The sequence below is a fragment of the Thermus tenuipuniceus genome, assembly GCF_002964845.1.
Lineage (GTDB): Bacteria > Deinococcota > Deinococci > Deinococcales > Thermaceae > Thermus > Thermus tenuipuniceus.
Genome location: NZ_PRDA01000018.1, coordinates 31,737 through 46,318, shown reverse-complemented (window position 1 = coordinate 46,318; position 14,582 = coordinate 31,737). Strand labels below are relative to the sequence as shown.

Here is a 14,582-nt window from a genome sequence, read left to right as displayed (position 1 = left end):
CCAGTTTACCCGAAACCGGCCCGGCGGGGAAGGCCACCTTTCCCAAAGGGGTTTAGCCGATTTTGACCTCCGGTTCGTTGCCCGGCCGCCACTTGATGGTGCAGCCGATGGCCGGAGCCTCCTTAAGGGGAGGTTCCTCTCCCTTGAGGAGGGCCTCGAGGGCCGCTTCCAGGTCGTGGCTTTTCACCTGCTCGGGAAACTTGGGGCTGTCGTTCACCCGACCGTGGTAGCGAAGGAGGCGCCTTTCGTCAAACAGGAAGACCTCGGGGGTGCGCAAGGCCTTGTAGGCTTTGGCTACCTCCTGGGTTTCATCCAGGAGGTAGGGGAAGAAGATGCCATGTTCCTTCGCGAACCCCACCATCTTGTCCGGGGCGTCGTCGGGGTAGCGCTCGTAGTCGTTGGGGTTGATGCCCACGAAGGCCACCCGGCCCCGGTACTTCTCCGCCAGGGCTACGATCTCCCGGATGGAACCCTTCACGTAGGGGCAGTGGTTGCACATGAAGACCACCGCCAAGAAGGGCTCCTGGAACTGGGAAAGCCGGTAGCGCCCTCCCCTTGGGTCGGGAAGCTCGGCATCGATCAAGGGGCTTTCTAGGGGTAGCTCTGGGTACTGCAGCATAGTGCCATCTTACCGCAGGTCCCAGGCAGGGGACAATAAGTCCCCGGCGCTCCAGGTATCATGCCCCCATGCGGGGGCTTACCTCTGAGGAAGCAAAAAAACGCTTGGCGGAGCACGGTCACAATGCCCTTCCGGAGAAGCCGCCCGAGCCCATTTGGCGGAGGTTCCTGCGTCAGTTTCAAAGCCCTCTCATCTATATCCTCCTCTTCGCCTTGGTGGTGGACCTGGGTCTTTGGGTCTTTGAGGGAGCCCATGGGTTTCCCCTGGAATCCTTGGCCATCCTGGCCATCCTCCTTTTGAACGCCACCTTGGGCACCCTTCAGGAGAAGCGCTCTGAGGAGGCCTTAAGGCGCCTAAAAGCCCTGGCAGAGCCCTTGGTCTGGGTATTAAGGGATGGGCGTTTTCAGCACCTCCCAAGCCGGGACCTGGTCCCGGGGGACGTGGTGCGCCTCGAGGCGGGGGACCGCATACCGGCGGATGGGATCCTCCTGGAGGCCAGCGGGGTCTTGGTGGACGAAAGCCTCCTTACCGGGGAAAGCGTTCCGGTGGAGAAGAGGGTAGGGGACGAGGTCTTTTCCGGCACCCTGTTGGTGCGGGGAAGGGCCCTAATGGAGGTAAGCCGTACCGGCCTAAGGAGCGCCATGGGCCGGATCGCTGGGCTTTTAGAGGGGATGGAGGAGGAGAAAACCCCTTTGGAGCGGCGCCTCGAGGCCTTTGGCCACCGGGTGGCCCGCTGGGTGGGGGTTTTTGCCCTGGCCCTAGTGGCTTTGGGTTTTCTGGTGGAAGGCTTTTCCGCCAAGGTTCTCCTCTTCGCCGTGGCCCTGGCGGTGGCGGCGGTGCCCGAGGGGCTTCCTGCCGTGCTCACCCTGGCCTTGGCCCTGGGGGTGGAGCGGATGGCCCGCCGCAAGGCGGTGGTGCGGCGGCTTGCGGCGGTGGAGGCCTTGGGGAGCGTTACCGTTATCGCCACCGACAAGACGGGCACTCTCACGGAAAACCGCATGGAGGTGCAGAAGGTGGTGGGGCCAGACCCCCAAGGGGCCCTTCTCGCCATGGTCCTGTGCAACGACGCCGACCTGGAAACCGGTGCGGGGGACCCCTTGGAGCTCGGCCTTCTGCGCTATGCCTCGCGGCACCTGGACGTGAAGCGGGTCCGCCAGGAAAACCCCAGGCTTTCGGAAAGGCCCTTTGACAGCGCCTGGAAGTACATGCGGGTGACCACGCCCAGGGGCAGCTTTTTCAAGGGGGCTCCCGAGGCCCTTATCCCCCGCCTTGCCCTGGAGCCAGAGGAAAAGGCCTCCCTTTTGGAGGAGGCGGAGGCCCATGCGCAAAGGGGCTTCCGGGTTCTGGCCCTGGCCCATGGCGAGGGGGAACGGGAAGAGGGCCTAAGCTTTCTGGGTTTTGCCCTTCTCCTGGATCCTCCTCGCCCCGAGGTGCCCGAGGCGGTGGCCAAGGTCTTGAAGGCGGGGGTTAGGGTGGTGATGGTGACGGGGGACCATCCGGCCACTGCCTTGGCTATCGCCCGTAAGGTGGGCATTCCTGCCGAGGTGGTGGCCACCGGGAAGGAGATAGGGGAGCTTTCCGACGAGGAGCTTCTGGAGGTGGACGTCTTCGCCCGGGTTAAGCCCGAGGATAAGCTGCGCATCGTTGAGGTATTCCAAAAAGCCGGCGAGGTGGTGGCCATGACCGGGGACGGGGTGAACGATGCCCCAGCCCTCAAGCGGGCGGACGTGGGGGTGGCCATGGGCCAACGGGGCTCGGATGTCTCCCGGGAGGTGGCGGACCTGGTTCTCATGGACGATAACTTCGCCACCATCGTGGCGGCCATTGAAGAGGGGCGGAGCATCTACGAGAACATCCAGAAGTTCATCCGCTTCCTCTTCTCCACCAACCTCTCTGAGGTCTTGGTGGTGGCCTTGGGTATGGTGTTTACCGCCCTCCTCAACCTCAGGGACGAGGCTGGCCACCTGCTTCTTCCCCTCACCGCGGTGCAGATTCTCTGGATCAACCTGGTGACCGATGGCCTTCCCGCCCTTGCCCTGGCCCTGGACCGTAATCCCGGGGTATTGGACCGGCCGCCCAGGCCCAAGGACTGCCCCCTTTTGGACGCCCCCTCCTTGCGGTTCATCCTGGTTACCGGGAGCCTCAAGGCCCTTTTTGCTCTGGCCATCCTGGGCCTGATGCCCAGGTGGGGGGGCTATTTGGGGATGTTTTCCCCGCTCGAGGTGGCCCGCACCGCCACCTTCCACTTCATGACCCTGGGCCAGCTCTTCTTTGCTTACGCTGCTCGGCACACCCACCTGATGCCCCTGCCCAACCCGTATTTGCACGGGGCTGTGGCTTTGGGCATCGCCATTCAGCTCCTGCTGGGCACCCTGGCCCCTGGGGTTTTGGAGGCGGTCCCGGTGCCGGGGTGGATCTGGGGGATGGTCTTGGGCATGGCCCTGCTTGCCTGGTTGCTGGCTGAAGGGGTAGACCGGCTAGTATGGCGGAAGGAGGTTAAGGGATGAAGGCCAAGGACGCTATGACCAGCCCTGCGGTGGGGGTTTCCCCAGAGGCCACCCTGGAGGAGGTGGCCCGGCTCATGCTGGAGCGGCGGATCGGGAGCGTGTTGGTGGTGGACGAAGCGGGACGTCTTGTGGGGATCGTCACGGAAAGCGACTTTTTAAAGGAGCGGGGCATTCCCTTTTCCACCTTCCGCGCCCCCATGCTCCTGGGCCGCTTCCTGGGAAAGGACGGACTGGAGCAGGTGGTGGCTGAGGCCCGGAGGACGAAGGCAAAGGAGATCATGAGCTCACCGGTGCACGCCGTGGGGCTGGAGGAACCCCTCGCCCGGGTGCTGGAGCTCATGCTGGACTACGACATCAACCACGTGCCCGTGGTGGATGCGGAGGAGAGGCCTTTGGGCATCATCACCCGTTTTGACTTGCTCCGCCTCCTCAAGCCCCACTTATGACTCTTTTGGCCTTTTTGGGGGTGGCCCTCCTCGTGGTCCTGGCCGGGCAACGGGTGGCCTACTACGGCGACGCCTTGGCGGAGAAGCGGGGTTGGGGCCGGGCCTGGGTGGGCCTCATCCTGGTGGCGGCCACCACCAGCCTCCCCGAGCTCCTCACCGGCACCAGCGCCGCCCTCTTGGGCGCCGTGGACATCGCTGTGGGGGATATCTTGGGCAGCGTCCTTTTTAACCTCCTCATCCTTTCCCTGCTGGACGCTGTGGGGGGCCGGGTACCCCTTCTGGGGCGCCTTCACGCGGGGCACGCCCTGGCGGTGGGGTTTGCCCTGCTCTTTCTGGCCATGCAGGGGGCGGTCCTGTGGTGGGGCGGGCCCGTCTGGGGACCGGTTTCCTGGTACAGCCCGGTGGCGGTCCTCCTTTACCTCCTCGCTACCCGCCTCACCTTCACCTACGAGCGCCGGCGCCCGCAGGTGGAGGTGGAGAGGTTAGAGCGTCTTTACGAGCACCTCTCCCTCGCCCAGGCCCTACGGGGCTACGTGGGCTACGGGGCCGTGGTGGTGGGGGCGGCCAGCTTTTTGCCTACCTTGGCCGAGCGGTTGGGGGAAGAAACGGGCCTGGGAGCCAGCTTCGTGGGCACGGCCTTGGTAGGGGCGGTCACCTCCTTGCCGGAGGTGGTGGTCACCCTAAGCGCGGCCAGGCTGGGCGCCTTTGACCTGGCGGTGGGCAACCTCCTGGGGAGCAACCTCTTCAACGCCCTCATCCTGGCCTGGGACGATTTCCTCTATGCGGGCCCTTTTTTCCACGCCGCCCACGAAAGCCACCTGGCCGCGGTGCTGGTGGCCCTGGCCATGTACGGGGTGGTGCTTTTGGGCATGAGCTACCAGGCCCTGAGAAAGCTTGCGGTGCTTTCTTGGGATACCCTTACCCTTCTGGGGCTTTACCTTTTGGGCCTGGTCTGGCTTTACGCCCTGCGGTAAGGGACCACCAACACGGGTTTGGAAGAGCGCCGTACCACTTCCAGGGTCACGCTCCCCAGGAGGGCGGCGTCCAGCCCCGTCCGTCCGTGGGTGGCCATGACCAAAAGGTCGTGCGTTTCCGCCTGCTTAAGGATGACCTCCGCCGCCCGCCCCTCGAGGAGATGGGCCTCAAACCCCACCCCGAGCTCCTCCGCCATCTGAGTGGCCCGGTCCAAGGCGGCCATGCCCTCTTTCCGCATGTCCTCCACCAGGGCCTGGTAGTAGGGAAGGGTTTCCGGGCCCAGGAAAAGCCTTGGCCCTATGGGCTCCAGCACGTAAAGAAAGGCTGCTCGGGCCCCCAGGGCCTTGGCCAGGCGGAGCCCCTCCCTTACCCCGGCTTCGGCAGCCGGGCTTCCGTCTGTGGGAAGGAGAAGGCTTCGGTACATGGTTCACCCCTCGATGACCACGGGAAGGATCATGGGATCCCGGCCCGTGGCCTTCTTCAGGAACTTTTTCACCGGGAAGTAGATGTCGTCCCGGATCCGTTCCAGAGTCTTCTTCTCCCGCACCCCGTTTTGTAGGGCCTCGAGGGCCATGCGCTTCACCTCGCCCAAAAGCCGTTCCCCGGCCTTAACAAACCCCCGGGACACCACCTCCACCACCGGGTCCTGGCCCGCTAAGGCGGTGATGACCACGATCCCCTCCTCGGCCATGTGCTGGCGGTCCGCCAGGATCTCCTCGGTGATGTCCCCCACTCCCAGGCCGTCCACATAGAGGACCCCGGAGGGCACCTGGCCCACCTTCTCGAAGCTTTCCCGGGTAAGGCGGTAAACGGCGCCGTTTTCCCCGATGAGGGTCTTCTCCGGGGGGTGGCTCATGGACTCTGCCAGCCACTTGAAGTTGGTCTGGTGGCGCACCTCCCCGTGCCAGGGGAGGAAGAACTTGGGCGTGGTGAGGTTCAGGATGAGCTTCAGCTCCTCCTGGGAGGCGTGGCCCGAGGCGTGGACCCTGTAGGTGGGGGGGTAGAGGACGTAAGCCCCAAGGGCGTAGAGCCGGTTGATGACCCGGTTCACCGCCTCCTCGTTGCCGGGGATGGGGCTACTGGAAAGGATCACCGTGTCCCCGGGCTTAATGGCCATCTTGGCGTGGCCTTCAAAGGCCAGGCGGTGGAGGACGGACATGGGCTGCCCCTGGCTTCCCGTGGCCAGGATCAGCACCTGGTGGTCGGGGAGGTCCTTGACCTCCTCCAGGGTGTAGAGGCGGTCCTTCACCTTGAGGTAGCCCAGCTCCATGGCGATGCGGCTGAATCGCACCATGCTCCGCCCCTCCATGGCCACTTTGCGCCCATACTTCTCCGCCGCCCAGATCACCGCCTGGATGCGATGGATGTGGCTGGCGAAGGTGGTGACGAAGACCCTGCCCGGGGCCCGGCCGATGACCCGGTCCAGTTCCTTGGCGATCTCCATCTCGCTCGGGGTGTAGCCGGGGCGCTCGGCGTTGGTGGAGTCGGCGATGAGGAGCAAAACCCCTTCTGCCCCCGCCTGGGCCACCTTGGCCAGATGAGAGAGTTTGCCGTCTATGGGGGTGGCGTCCAGCTTGAAGTCCCCGGTGTGCACGATGGTGCCGACGGGGGTGCGGATGACCAGACCGGAGTTATCGGGGATGGAGTGGGTCATGCGGAAGAGGTCCAGGGTGAAGTAGCGCCCTACGCTGATGCGGTCGTCGGGGGAGATCTCCTTGAGGTTAAAGCTTCCGGGCCTCAGACCGAACTCCTCCAGCTTCCCCTTAAGGAGGCCCAGGGTGAGCTTGGCCCCGTAGATGGGCACCTGGCTTTCCTTCCCGAAGACCATGGGGAGGATGAAAGGAAGTCCCCCGATGTGGTCCTCGTGTCCGTGGGTCAGGACCCAGGCCTTGATGAGGTGCCGGTTTTCGATGAGGTAATCCACCCGGGGGATGAGGAGGTCCACCCCGGGCATGGCCTCGTCGGGGAAGGCCAGCCCTCCGTCCAGCACGAAGATCTCGTCCCGGAAGCGGAAGGCGGTGATGTTTTTGCCGATCTCCCCCATCCCCCCCAAGGGGATGATCTCCACATGCTCCTGGGGGTTCCCCTCGAGGGGTGTCCCCCCTTGGGGCTTGCGCCGCCGCCTCCTTCTGGGTTTGCGCTCTTGGCCTTCCATAAACCTCCTATTTTCCCGGCCTAGCCGGGATGGGCGTCAAGGGAAACCCCCAGGGGCTAGCCGCGCCGCCTGGGGGGGATCTTGCCCTCCAGCTCGGGTCGGATCAGGTCGATCTTGCCCCGCTCGTCGATGCGGTGCACCTTGACCTTGATCACATCCCCCACCTTCAAGTGGTCCTCCACCCGCTCCACCCGGCCGGGGGCGATCTGGCTGATGTGAAGGAGCCCTTCGGTACCGGGGAACAGGCTCACGAAGGCGCCAAAGGGGGTGATCTTGGTGACGGTGCCCTCGTAGATCTCGCCCACCTTGGCCTCCATGGTGAGCTCCTCTATGCGCTTCTTGGCCTTGTGGGCCGCCTCCATGTCGCTGGAGTAGATGCGCACCGTCCCGTCCTCCTCGATGTCCACCTCCACCCCAAGCTCCTCGAGGGCCCGCACGTTCTTCCCCCCGGGGCCGATGACGAGGCCGATCTTCTCCACCGGGACCTTCAGGGAGAGGATGCGGGGAGCGAAGGGCTTGAGCTCGGGGCGCGGGGCGGGGAGGACGCTTTCCATAAGGTCCAGGATCTTCATGCGGGCCTCCCGGGCCTGCATGAGGGCTTCCTTCAGCACCTCCCGGGGAAGCCCGCCCACCTTGTTGTCCATCTGCAAGGCGGTGACCCCTTTTCGGGTTCCCGCCACCTTGAAGTCCATGTCCCCCAGGGCATCCTCAAGCCCCAGGATGTCGGTGAGGATTACCGCCCGCTCCCCTTCCCAGACCAGACCCATGGCCACCCCGGCCACCGGGGCCTTAAGGGGGACACCCGCGTCCATCAGGGCCAGGCATCCCGCACAGACCGTGGCCATGGAGCTACTGCCGTTGGACTCCAGCACATCCCCCACCACCCGGATGGTGTAGGGGAAGGCCTCCTCGGGAGGCAGGACCGCCTTCAAGGCCCGCTTGGCCAGGTTTCCGTGGCCTATCTCCCGGCGGGAAACCCCCCGGAGGCGCTTCACCTCCCCGGTGGAGAAGGGGGGAAAGTTGTAGTGGACCAGAAACTTCTCCGTTTCGTCAATCCCCAGGTCGTCGATGATCTGCTCGTCCCGGCCCGTGCCCAGGGTGACGGTGCCCAGCACCTGGGTTTCCCCCCGGGTGAAGACGGCGGAGCCGTGGGCGCGGGGCAGGACGTCCACCTCGATCCAGATGGGGCGGAGGTCTTTGGGACCCCGGCCATCCGCCCGCTTCCCCTCCTCCAGCACCAGGCGGCGCAGCTCCCGGCGGACGACCTCGTCAAAGGCGCTCTCGTAAAGGGGCTTTTTGCTCTCGTCCGGGGTTCCGTCCTCCAGTCTGGGCAAGGCCTCGAGGATCAGCGCTTCCGCAAAGGCCTCGAGGGCCCGGCTCCTTTCCCCCTTGCTGGCGGTCTGGAGCACGGCGGAAAGCCCCCGTTCCACGGCCAAGCGGTAGAGGGCTTCCTTCTCCTCCTCGCTGAGGGCTTCCGGTTGGGTCCAGGCCATCTTGGGTTTGCCCAGGGCCCGGGCCATCTCCTCCTGCAGGTCCAGGATGGGCTGCATCTCCCGGTGGGCGAACTCCAGGGCCTGGACCATGGTTTCCTCGTCCACCTCTTGGGCCCCGGCCTCCACCATGAGGATGGCGTCCCGGCTTCCCGCCACCACCAGGTCCAGGGCGCTTTCCTCCAGCTCCTGCAGGGTGGGGTTCAGGACGAACTGCCCCCCGATGAGGCCCACCCGCACCGCGGCCACGGGGCCTTCCCAAGGGATGTCGGAGAGCATGAGGGCGGCGCTGGCCGCCGTGGGCCCCAGGATGTCCGGGGGGTTCTTCTGGTCGGCGGAGAGCACGGTGACGATCACCTGCACCTCGTGCCGGAACCCCTTGGGGAAGAGGGGACGGATGGGCCGGTCCGTCATGCGGGCCGATAGGATGGCCTTTTCCCCGGGCCGCCCTTCCCGGCGCATGAAGCTTCCCGGGATCTTGCCCACGGCATAGTGCCGCTCCTCAAACTCCACGGTGAGGGGAAGGAAGTCCGCTTCTATGGGCTCCTCGGAGGCCTGGGCGGTGGCCAGGACCACGGTGTCGCCGTAGCGCACCAGGACCGAGCCCGAGGCCTGTTTGGCGTATTTCCCTGCCTCCAACACCAGGGGGCGGCCAGCCACCTGGGTTTCGTACCTATGGGCCTGTGGGGTGTTGGGTGTGGCTTCCGGCATAGTTTCCTCAAGCGAGAGGCGGAGCCCTAAGGCCCCGCCCCCGACCTGGTTACCAGTTTACTTCCTAAGGCCCAGCTTCTCAACCAGGGCCTGGTAGCGCTCGGGGTCTTCCCGCTCCAGGTAGCGGAGAAGCCTGCGCCTTTGCCCCACCAGCATGAGAAGGCCGCGGTGGGAATGGTGGTCGTGCTTGTGGACCTTGAGGTGCTCGGAAAGCCGGTTGATGCGCAAAGTGAGTAAAGCCACCTGCACCTCGGTGCTCCCCGTATCCCCGGGGAAGCGGGCGAACTCCTGTATGACCTTTTGCTTTTCCTCTTTGCTGATGGGCATTTCTACCTCCGTCAGGGAGGAAGGCGCTTTTGGCCCCTTCCTCCTCGAGGCCCCAAAGGACCTCTATCAGGTTAGGGCCTGGCCCTCCTTCCGTCAAGCAGGAAAAGCAGGAGAGCCAAAAGGGCCAGACCCGCCCCCACGCCGAAGGCCAGCTCAGGCCCATAACTTTGCCAGAGAAAACCGAAGATCAAGCTGGCCGGAAGGAGCAGAATCCCCACCACCGTGTGGTAGAGTCCGATGGCGGTGGCCTTGGCTTCCTGGGGTATGAGGGTGGCCAGGTAGGCCCGGCTTGCCCCTTCAAAGGCCGCCGAGTACAGGGCGTAAAGAAGTAGAAGGGCCACGCCCCAAAACGCCGTCTCAGCCCAGGCGAAACCCAGATAGACCGTGGCGTAAAGGGCAAATCCCAAGGCCACCACCCGCCTCAACCCCACCCGGTCGGCAAGTCCACCCAAGGGGTAGGAGAGAAGGGCGTAAAGGAGGTTGTAGCCCGTGTAGGCCAGGGTGACCTCCTCTTGCGAGAGGCCTAGGTCTCTAAGGCGCAGGAGCAGGAAGGCGTTGGAGGAGAGGGCCAGGGCAAAGATGCCGGAAACCAGGAGGAAGCGCCGGTAGGCGGTCGGTAGGGTCCTTAGGTAGCCTGGCGGAAGGGGTGGAAGGGAGTCCGTGGCTACCTTTACGCTCCTGGCTTCCCGGATCCAAAGGAGCGTGAGCACGGCCAGGAAGGCGGGAATGGCGGAAAGCCAAAACACGCCCCGCACCCCCACGTGGGGCAGGAGAAGGAAGGCCAGAAAGGGCCCCACGGTGGCCCCCAGGGTGTCCAGGCCCCGGTGAAGGCCGTAGGCCCGTCCCAGGGCGCTTTGCGGAACGCTCTCCGCCAAAAGGGCGTCCCTGGGCGCCGTGCGTAGCCCCTTGCCCGTCCGGTCCAGGAAGCGGTAGAGGAGGACGTGGGCCGGGCTTTGGGCCAGGGCCAGGATGGGCCTTAAGAAGGCCGGGAGGCCGTAGCCCAATAGGAGGAGGGGCTTCCTTCGGCCCACCCGGTCGGAGATCCTTCCCCCGACCACCTTAAAGAGGCTGGCCGCGGCTTCGGCGATGCCCTCCACGAGGCCCAGCACCCCGGTGCCTGCTCCCAGTCCGGTGAGGAAGAGGGGCAAAAGGGGATAGACCATCTCGCTGGCCACGTCCATGAGGAAGCTGACCAAGCCCAGAAGGTACACCTGCACGGGAAGCTTCATGGCCGGTGCCTCAGGTAAAGGAAGAGCAAAATGGGCTCGGGGAGGACCATCAACAGGGAAAGGGGGTCCAAGGGGGCTGGGGACAGCAGGGCAGGCCCGAGAGGGGTGGCGAAGGGGAGGGGCAGGGTGCGGGTGAGGAGAAAGAGCAGGAGAACAGCGGCGGAAAGCCCCACCCCAGTCTTCCACACCCAGGGGGCGAAGGGAGGTTCCTCCTTGGGGTACATGAAGCGCAGGGCCACGAGGATCAGGGCATAGGTGACCTTCAGGGCGAGCAGAAGGAGAAAGAGCTGGCCGTAAAGGTAGTACTCGCTTACCAGGCCGTAGCGGACGGCCTCCGCTTCGGAAACCCCCAGGGCGCTTCCGCAAAGGCCTTGCCCCAGCACCTCGCTCAGGCCCAGGCCTAGGAACTGGAGGAAAAAGGGGAGAAGGGTGAGGCCCACCATCCAGCTCAGGGCGGGGGAGGTCAGGAAGCCCACGGGCATAGCCTTGCGCCTTCCGCAAAAAAGGTCAAGGGCCAGGAGGCCCTGACCCTTGACCGCCTCGAGGGCCTACCAGAGCCTCATGCCCGGCACCGGGTTCAGGTTGCTGAAAAGCTGGACCAGGGTGGGCCCGTAGGCCAAAAGCACCAGGATCACCGCTACCAGGAACCAGAAGCCGATGCGGTCCATGGCCTGGACCAAAGGACGGTCCTCAGGGCCAGAGATAACCTCGGCGAAGGGCACCGGGGCCTCGGCCAGCTCTGCCCTACGCTCCCGGCCCAGAAGAACGCTGAAGAGGCCGTAGATGAAAAGGAGGAGGGCCACCAGCAGGATGATGCCCGCCAGGATGTTGAAAACCATGGGCAGGGCGGCATGGGTATACGCGTCTGGCACCTGGGAGATGTAAGCCCGCCTGGGCACGTTCAAGAGGCCTTGCCAGTGAAGCCCCAGGGCCATAAGCATCATGCCGATGAACCAAAGCCAGACCACCGCCAGGCCGAGCCGCCTTTGCCCATCGGAGATGGGCTTGCCGGTGAGGTTGGGGATAAGCCACCACAGCGAACCCATCCCCGTCAGCGTCACCAGGCTCGCCACCTGCAGGTGGAAGTGGCCGGCGATCCAGGCGGTGTTGTGGACCACGTAGTCCAGGGTGAAGCTGGCGTTCACGATACCCCCCGCTCCCCCGGGGATAAACCCAAGGAGGCCCAGCACCGGGGCCACGAAGGCGGGGTTGCCCCAGGGCAGGGCCTTGATCCAGCCGAAGAGGCCTTTACCCCCCTGCATCCTTCCCGCAAACTCCAGGCTGGCCGCGATGGTAAAAGCGGTCATCAGGCTGGGCACCGCCACGAACATGGTGAGGACGGAGTGGATCATCTTCCAGGTGGGGTCGATGCCGGGGTCGGCGAACTGGTGATGGAACCCCACCGGGGTGGAGAGGAGAAGGAAGAGCAGGAAGGCCAGACGGGCCATGGGGTCGGAAACAAGCTTCCCTCCAGCTTGCTTGGGCAAAACGGTGTAGATGATGGCGTAGGCGGGCAGGAGCCAGAAGTAGACGATGGGGTGGCCCGTCCACCAGAAGAGGGTCCGGGCGATCAGGGGGTCTACTCCCTCGATGAGGCCAAAAGACCAGGGGAGGAGGAAGAGCACGGACTCCAGGACCAGCCCGATGGAGGCGATGAACCACATGAGCCAGAAGACCACCGCCATGTAGGTGACCAGGGGGGTCACTTTGCCCGGGTTCTGGACCTTCCAACGCCGCCACAGGTCCAGGACGATATAGATGCTAACCCAGGTGGAGAGAACGAAGATACTGGCCCCGAGATAGAAGGCCCAGTGTCCCTTGAGGGGTGGGTAGAAGGTATAGAGGACCGTGGCCTCGTTGGCCAGCAGGGGCAGGGCGGCCATCACCAAACCGATGAAGGCCATCCACCAGGAAAGCCACATGAGGCCCATGTTGGGCCGCAGGTTCAGCTCCCGGGCGGGCAGGTACACCATGGTGGCCTGGGCGAAGAGCTGGGTGAAGACGATGGCGTTCAGCACCCCGTGCAGGGTCAGGCCCTGGTAGTAAGACTGCACGAAGGGGAGGAGGCGCTTAAGGAGGGGATAGGCGTCCACGTTTCCGTAGTTAAGGGCCTGGAAAGGGCCAAAGAGGCTTCCGATGATGAGGGCGACGAAGCCCAAGACCAGGAAGTAAAGGGTGGCCTTCTTTTCGGGGTAGGCCTCGTAGACTCGGCTGAAATCAGAGGTGCGCACCGCCATGGCTCACTCCTTTACCACAATCTTGCCGAACATGTTCTGGTGGCCTAAGCCGCAGTACTGGTTGCAGATGATCCGGTATTCGCCTGCTTTTTGGAAGGTGTAGCGTACCGTGGAGACTTCGCCGGGGAGGACCTCCACGTTGATGTTGGTCCCCTCCACGTGGAAGCCGTGGATGACGTCCGGGCTGGTGATCTTGAAGATGATCTCCGCTCCTTTGGGAACCTCAATGGGGTTCGGTTGGTACCCGAAGGCAAAGGCCAACGCATAGACCGTGTACTGGTTGGGGCCGGTCTGCACCACTGCCTGAGCGGGATCAGCCCAAGGGCCTTCGTTGCGCACCGTAGTCGGATTCACCCGCTCCAGCTTTCCTGCCGGGATGACCCCAGCGGTGTGGGTGGCAAGGGTGTAGGCGATGAGGGCAATGAAGACCAAGAGCATGGCCACCGAGAAGGCCATCCACCCCCTTTCGTAAGCCAGGATTGCCTTGTGGGCCTTGTGCTCGTCCACCATACCCTACCCCCTAGCGAAGAAGATGGCGTATACCCCCAGCCAGAAGACGAGGATGGTGAGGGTAAGAACCACTATCACTCCCATTGCGCCGACCGGTTTTTCCTCCATACCTTTCCTCCTGTACGGCGAACTGCCGTATACGGGGGATATGTTAGCGAAAGGCCGGGAAGAAGGTGAAGTACATTTGTCCCTTTCCTGTGCTCCAAGTTCTCGCACCCGGAGCGATCGATCCCCCCATACCCCTCTGGGTATGGGGGGATCTGGATAACGGTTTGGAGGCTAGGCGCCGCTACCCACCCGGGCCAGCACCAGGCGGCTCACTTCCTTAAGGGTTTCAAACACGCCGCGGCCTTCGGTGGCCACCGCCTCGAAGGTGGGGAATCGTCCTTCTGGGTCCACCACCGCCCGCACCATCTCCACCGGGAGGGCGTCCGGAAGGTCCCTCTTGTTGACCTGGAGAACCACGGGGAGGTCTTCCACCTTAAGCCCGTATTCCGCCAGGTTTTCCCGCATGTTGCGCATGCTCTCGGCGTTGGCCCGGAGGCGGTTGGGGGCGGAGTCCGCCACGAAGACGATGCCATCCACACCCCTCAGGATCAGCTTGCGGCTGGCGTTGTAGAAGACCTGCCCTGGCACGGTGTAAAGATGGAAGCGGGTCTTGAAACCCTTGACCTCGCCCAGGTCCAGGGGAAGGAAGTCAAAGAAGAGGGTACGTTCGTCCTCGGTGGCCAGGGAAACCATCTCCCCTTTGCGGCCTTCGGGGATGCGGCTGTATATCCACTTAAGATTGGTGGTTTTCCCGGAGAGCCCCGGGCCATAGTAGACGATCTTGAAATTGATCTCGCGGTTGGCGAAGTTGATGGTGCTCATGCTAGTTGCCGAAGAGTTCGTCCAGTAGGGCTTTAGCCTCCTCGCGGTACTGGGTGTCCAGGTTCAGCTTAGGCGGGTTGGCCAGGGCTTCCTCGGCCAGGCGGGCCAGGGTTTCCGCCGCCCGCTTCCCGTGGAGCTTGATCTTGCCCAGGGGAGCGTTCTCGTCAAAGACCAGGACCAGGAGGGCCGCCTCGCCGGCTTCGTCCACGTAGAGGCCCATGTGCTCCCCTTGGTGCACCACCTCTTGGAAGCGTGCCTCTCCCAGCAACTTGGCCAAGGCTTGGGTGGCGGCGGCGTTGCCCGCCACCAGGGTGGCCAGGGAGTCCAGGGGTGGGGGCTTGGGGGCCCAGAGGGCCTCCTTGTGGGCCAGCACGAAACCTTTGCGGTCTATGAGCAAGGCGTACCGGGCCCCGGTTTCCCGTAGGGTTTCGTCCAAGACCCCGAGGGCCCGCTCATAGAGCGCCCCGTAGAGGACCAGGGAAGGTTCCACCATAGTATGCTCAGTC

Annotated in this window: 15 protein-coding genes; 3 read left to right on the top strand and 12 right to left on the bottom strand. The window is 64.3% G+C overall.

The features are described from left to right. Nucleotides 1-52: 52 nt before the first annotated feature. A complete protein-coding gene (locus tag C2847_RS08180) occupies nucleotides 53-619 on the bottom strand; it encodes a thioredoxin family protein (protein ID WP_105317932.1) in 567 nt (188 codons plus the stop codon). Between the two features lie 68 nt (nucleotides 620-687). Between C2847_RS08180 and C2847_RS08175 the strand changes: the two genes are divergently transcribed. Genes C2847_RS08175 through C2847_RS08165 form a run of 3 tightly spaced genes read left to right on the top strand, consistent with a single transcriptional unit; the run spans nucleotide 688 to nucleotide 4,546 of the window. Continuing rightward, a complete protein-coding gene (locus C2847_RS08175; protein WP_105317931.1) occupies nucleotides 688-3,126 on the top strand; it encodes a cation-translocating P-type ATPase in 2,439 nt (812 codons plus the stop codon). Further along, nucleotides 3,123-3,572 carry a CBS domain-containing protein gene (locus C2847_RS08170; RefSeq protein ID WP_105317930.1) on the top strand — a complete coding sequence of 150 codons (450 nt, stop codon included), beginning with the start codon at nucleotides 3,123-3,125 and terminating at the stop codon, nucleotides 3,570-3,572. Before C2847_RS08175 ends, C2847_RS08170 begins: the two co-directional genes overlap by 4 nt. Beyond that, entirely contained in the window at nucleotides 3,569-4,546 is a 978-nt protein-coding gene (locus C2847_RS08165) for a sodium:calcium antiporter (RefSeq protein ID WP_105317929.1), read from the top strand. The genes C2847_RS08170 and C2847_RS08165 overlap by 4 nt, the downstream gene beginning before the upstream one ends. On the opposite strand, the gene C2847_RS08160 is transcribed toward C2847_RS08165, so the two are convergent. The 11 genes from C2847_RS08160 to mglB form a co-directional block, all read right to left on the bottom strand. Next, entirely contained in the window at nucleotides 4,531-4,971 is a 441-nt protein-coding gene (locus C2847_RS08160) for a universal stress protein (protein ID WP_105317928.1), read from the bottom strand. The genes C2847_RS08165 and C2847_RS08160 overlap by 16 nt on opposite strands. 3 nt (nucleotides 4,972-4,974) lie before the next feature. Continuing rightward, nucleotides 4,975-6,702, bottom strand: coding sequence for a ribonuclease J (locus C2847_RS08155; RefSeq protein WP_105317927.1), 1,728 nt, complete (start codon nucleotides 6,700-6,702; stop codon nucleotides 4,975-4,977). Nucleotides 6,703-6,758: 56 nt separating this feature from the next. Further along, nucleotides 6,759-8,903 carry a polyribonucleotide nucleotidyltransferase gene (gene pnp, locus C2847_RS08150; protein WP_105317926.1) on the bottom strand — a complete coding sequence of 715 codons (2,145 nt, stop codon included), beginning with the start codon at nucleotides 8,901-8,903 and terminating at the stop codon, nucleotides 6,759-6,761. A 57-nt stretch (nucleotides 8,904-8,960) separates the two neighbouring features. Beyond that, a complete protein-coding gene (gene rpsO, locus C2847_RS08145) occupies nucleotides 8,961-9,230 on the bottom strand; it encodes a 30S ribosomal protein S15 (RefSeq protein WP_028493281.1) in 270 nt (89 codons plus the stop codon). A gap of 71 nt (nucleotides 9,231-9,301) precedes the next feature. Continuing rightward, on the bottom strand, nucleotides 9,302-10,459 hold the full coding sequence (locus C2847_RS08140; protein ID WP_105317925.1) for an MFS transporter: 1,158 nt from the start codon (nucleotides 10,457-10,459) through the stop codon (nucleotides 9,302-9,304). Next, a complete protein-coding gene (locus C2847_RS08135; RefSeq protein ID WP_208619947.1) occupies nucleotides 10,456-10,941 on the bottom strand; it encodes a hypothetical protein in 486 nt (161 codons plus the stop codon). The genes C2847_RS08140 and C2847_RS08135 overlap by 4 nt, the downstream gene beginning before the upstream one ends. 66 nt (nucleotides 10,942-11,007) lie before the next feature. Next, nucleotides 11,008-12,696, bottom strand: a complete 1,689-nt coding sequence (locus C2847_RS08130) for a b(o/a)3-type cytochrome-c oxidase subunit 1 (RefSeq protein ID WP_105317924.1) — start codon at nucleotides 12,694-12,696, stop codon at nucleotides 11,008-11,010. Nucleotides 12,697-12,699: 3 nt separating this feature from the next. Continuing rightward, nucleotides 12,700-13,206 carry a cupredoxin domain-containing protein gene (locus tag C2847_RS08125; RefSeq protein WP_105317923.1) on the bottom strand — a complete coding sequence of 169 codons (507 nt, stop codon included), beginning with the start codon at nucleotides 13,204-13,206 and terminating at the stop codon, nucleotides 12,700-12,702. A 3-nt stretch (nucleotides 13,207-13,209) separates the two neighbouring features. Beyond that, nucleotides 13,210-13,314: a cytochrome c oxidase subunit 2A gene (locus C2847_RS08120; protein WP_105317922.1), complete on the bottom strand. Its 105-nt coding sequence runs from the start codon at nucleotides 13,312-13,314 to the stop codon at nucleotides 13,210-13,212. Nucleotides 13,315-13,485: 171 nt separating this feature from the next. Further along, nucleotides 13,486-14,076, bottom strand: coding sequence for a GTPase MglA (mglA, locus tag C2847_RS08115; RefSeq protein WP_105317921.1), 591 nt, complete (start codon nucleotides 14,074-14,076; stop codon nucleotides 13,486-13,488). Nucleotide 14,077: 1 nt separating this feature from the next. Continuing rightward, nucleotides 14,078-14,569 (bottom strand): GTPase-activating protein MglB, encoded by a 492-nt coding sequence (gene mglB / locus C2847_RS08110; RefSeq protein ID WP_105317920.1) that lies wholly within the window; start codon nucleotides 14,567-14,569, stop codon nucleotides 14,078-14,080. Nucleotides 14,570-14,582 lie beyond the last annotated feature (13 nt).

Coding starts and splice junctions, on each gene's coding strand:
- C2847_RS08140 (WP_105317925.1), bottom strand. CDS start 10,459: ATGAAGCTTCCCGTGCAGGTGTACCTTCTGGGCTTGGTCAGCTTCCTC.
- C2847_RS08125 (WP_105317923.1), bottom strand. CDS start 13,206: ATGGTGGACGAGCACAAGGCCCACAAGGCAATCCTGGCTTACGAAAGG.
- mglA (WP_105317921.1), bottom strand. CDS start 14,076: ATGAGCACCATCAACTTCGCCAACCGCGAGATCAATTTCAAGATCGTC.
- C2847_RS08165 (WP_105317929.1), top strand. CDS start 3,569: ATGACTCTTTTGGCCTTTTTGGGGGTGGCCCTCCTCGTGGTCCTGGCC.
- C2847_RS08170 (WP_105317930.1), top strand. CDS start 3,123: ATGAAGGCCAAGGACGCTATGACCAGCCCTGCGGTGGGGGTTTCCCCA.
- pnp (WP_105317926.1), bottom strand. CDS start 8,903: ATGCCGGAAGCCACACCCAACACCCCACAGGCCCATAGGTACGAAACC.
- rpsO (WP_028493281.1), bottom strand. CDS start 9,230: ATGCCCATCAGCAAAGAGGAAAAGCAAAAGGTCATACAGGAGTTCGCC.
- C2847_RS08180 (WP_105317932.1), bottom strand. CDS start 619: ATGCTGCAGTACCCAGAGCTACCCCTAGAAAGCCCCTTGATCGATGCC.
- C2847_RS08135 (WP_208619947.1), bottom strand. CDS start 10,941: ATGCCCGTGGGCTTCCTGACCTCCCCCGCCCTGAGCTGGATGGTGGGC.
- C2847_RS08130 (WP_105317924.1), bottom strand. CDS start 12,696: ATGGCGGTGCGCACCTCTGATTTCAGCCGAGTCTACGAGGCCTACCCC.
- mglB (WP_105317920.1), bottom strand. CDS start 14,569: ATGGTGGAACCTTCCCTGGTCCTCTACGGGGCGCTCTATGAGCGGGCC.
- C2847_RS08160 (WP_105317928.1), bottom strand. CDS start 4,971: ATGTACCGAAGCCTTCTCCTTCCCACAGACGGAAGCCCGGCTGCCGAA.
- C2847_RS08155 (WP_105317927.1), bottom strand. CDS start 6,702: ATGGAAGGCCAAGAGCGCAAACCCAGAAGGAGGCGGCGGCGCAAGCCC.
- C2847_RS08120 (WP_105317922.1), bottom strand. CDS start 13,314: ATGGAGGAAAAACCGGTCGGCGCAATGGGAGTGATAGTGGTTCTTACC.
- C2847_RS08175 (WP_105317931.1), top strand. CDS start 688: ATGCGGGGGCTTACCTCTGAGGAAGCAAAAAAACGCTTGGCGGAGCAC.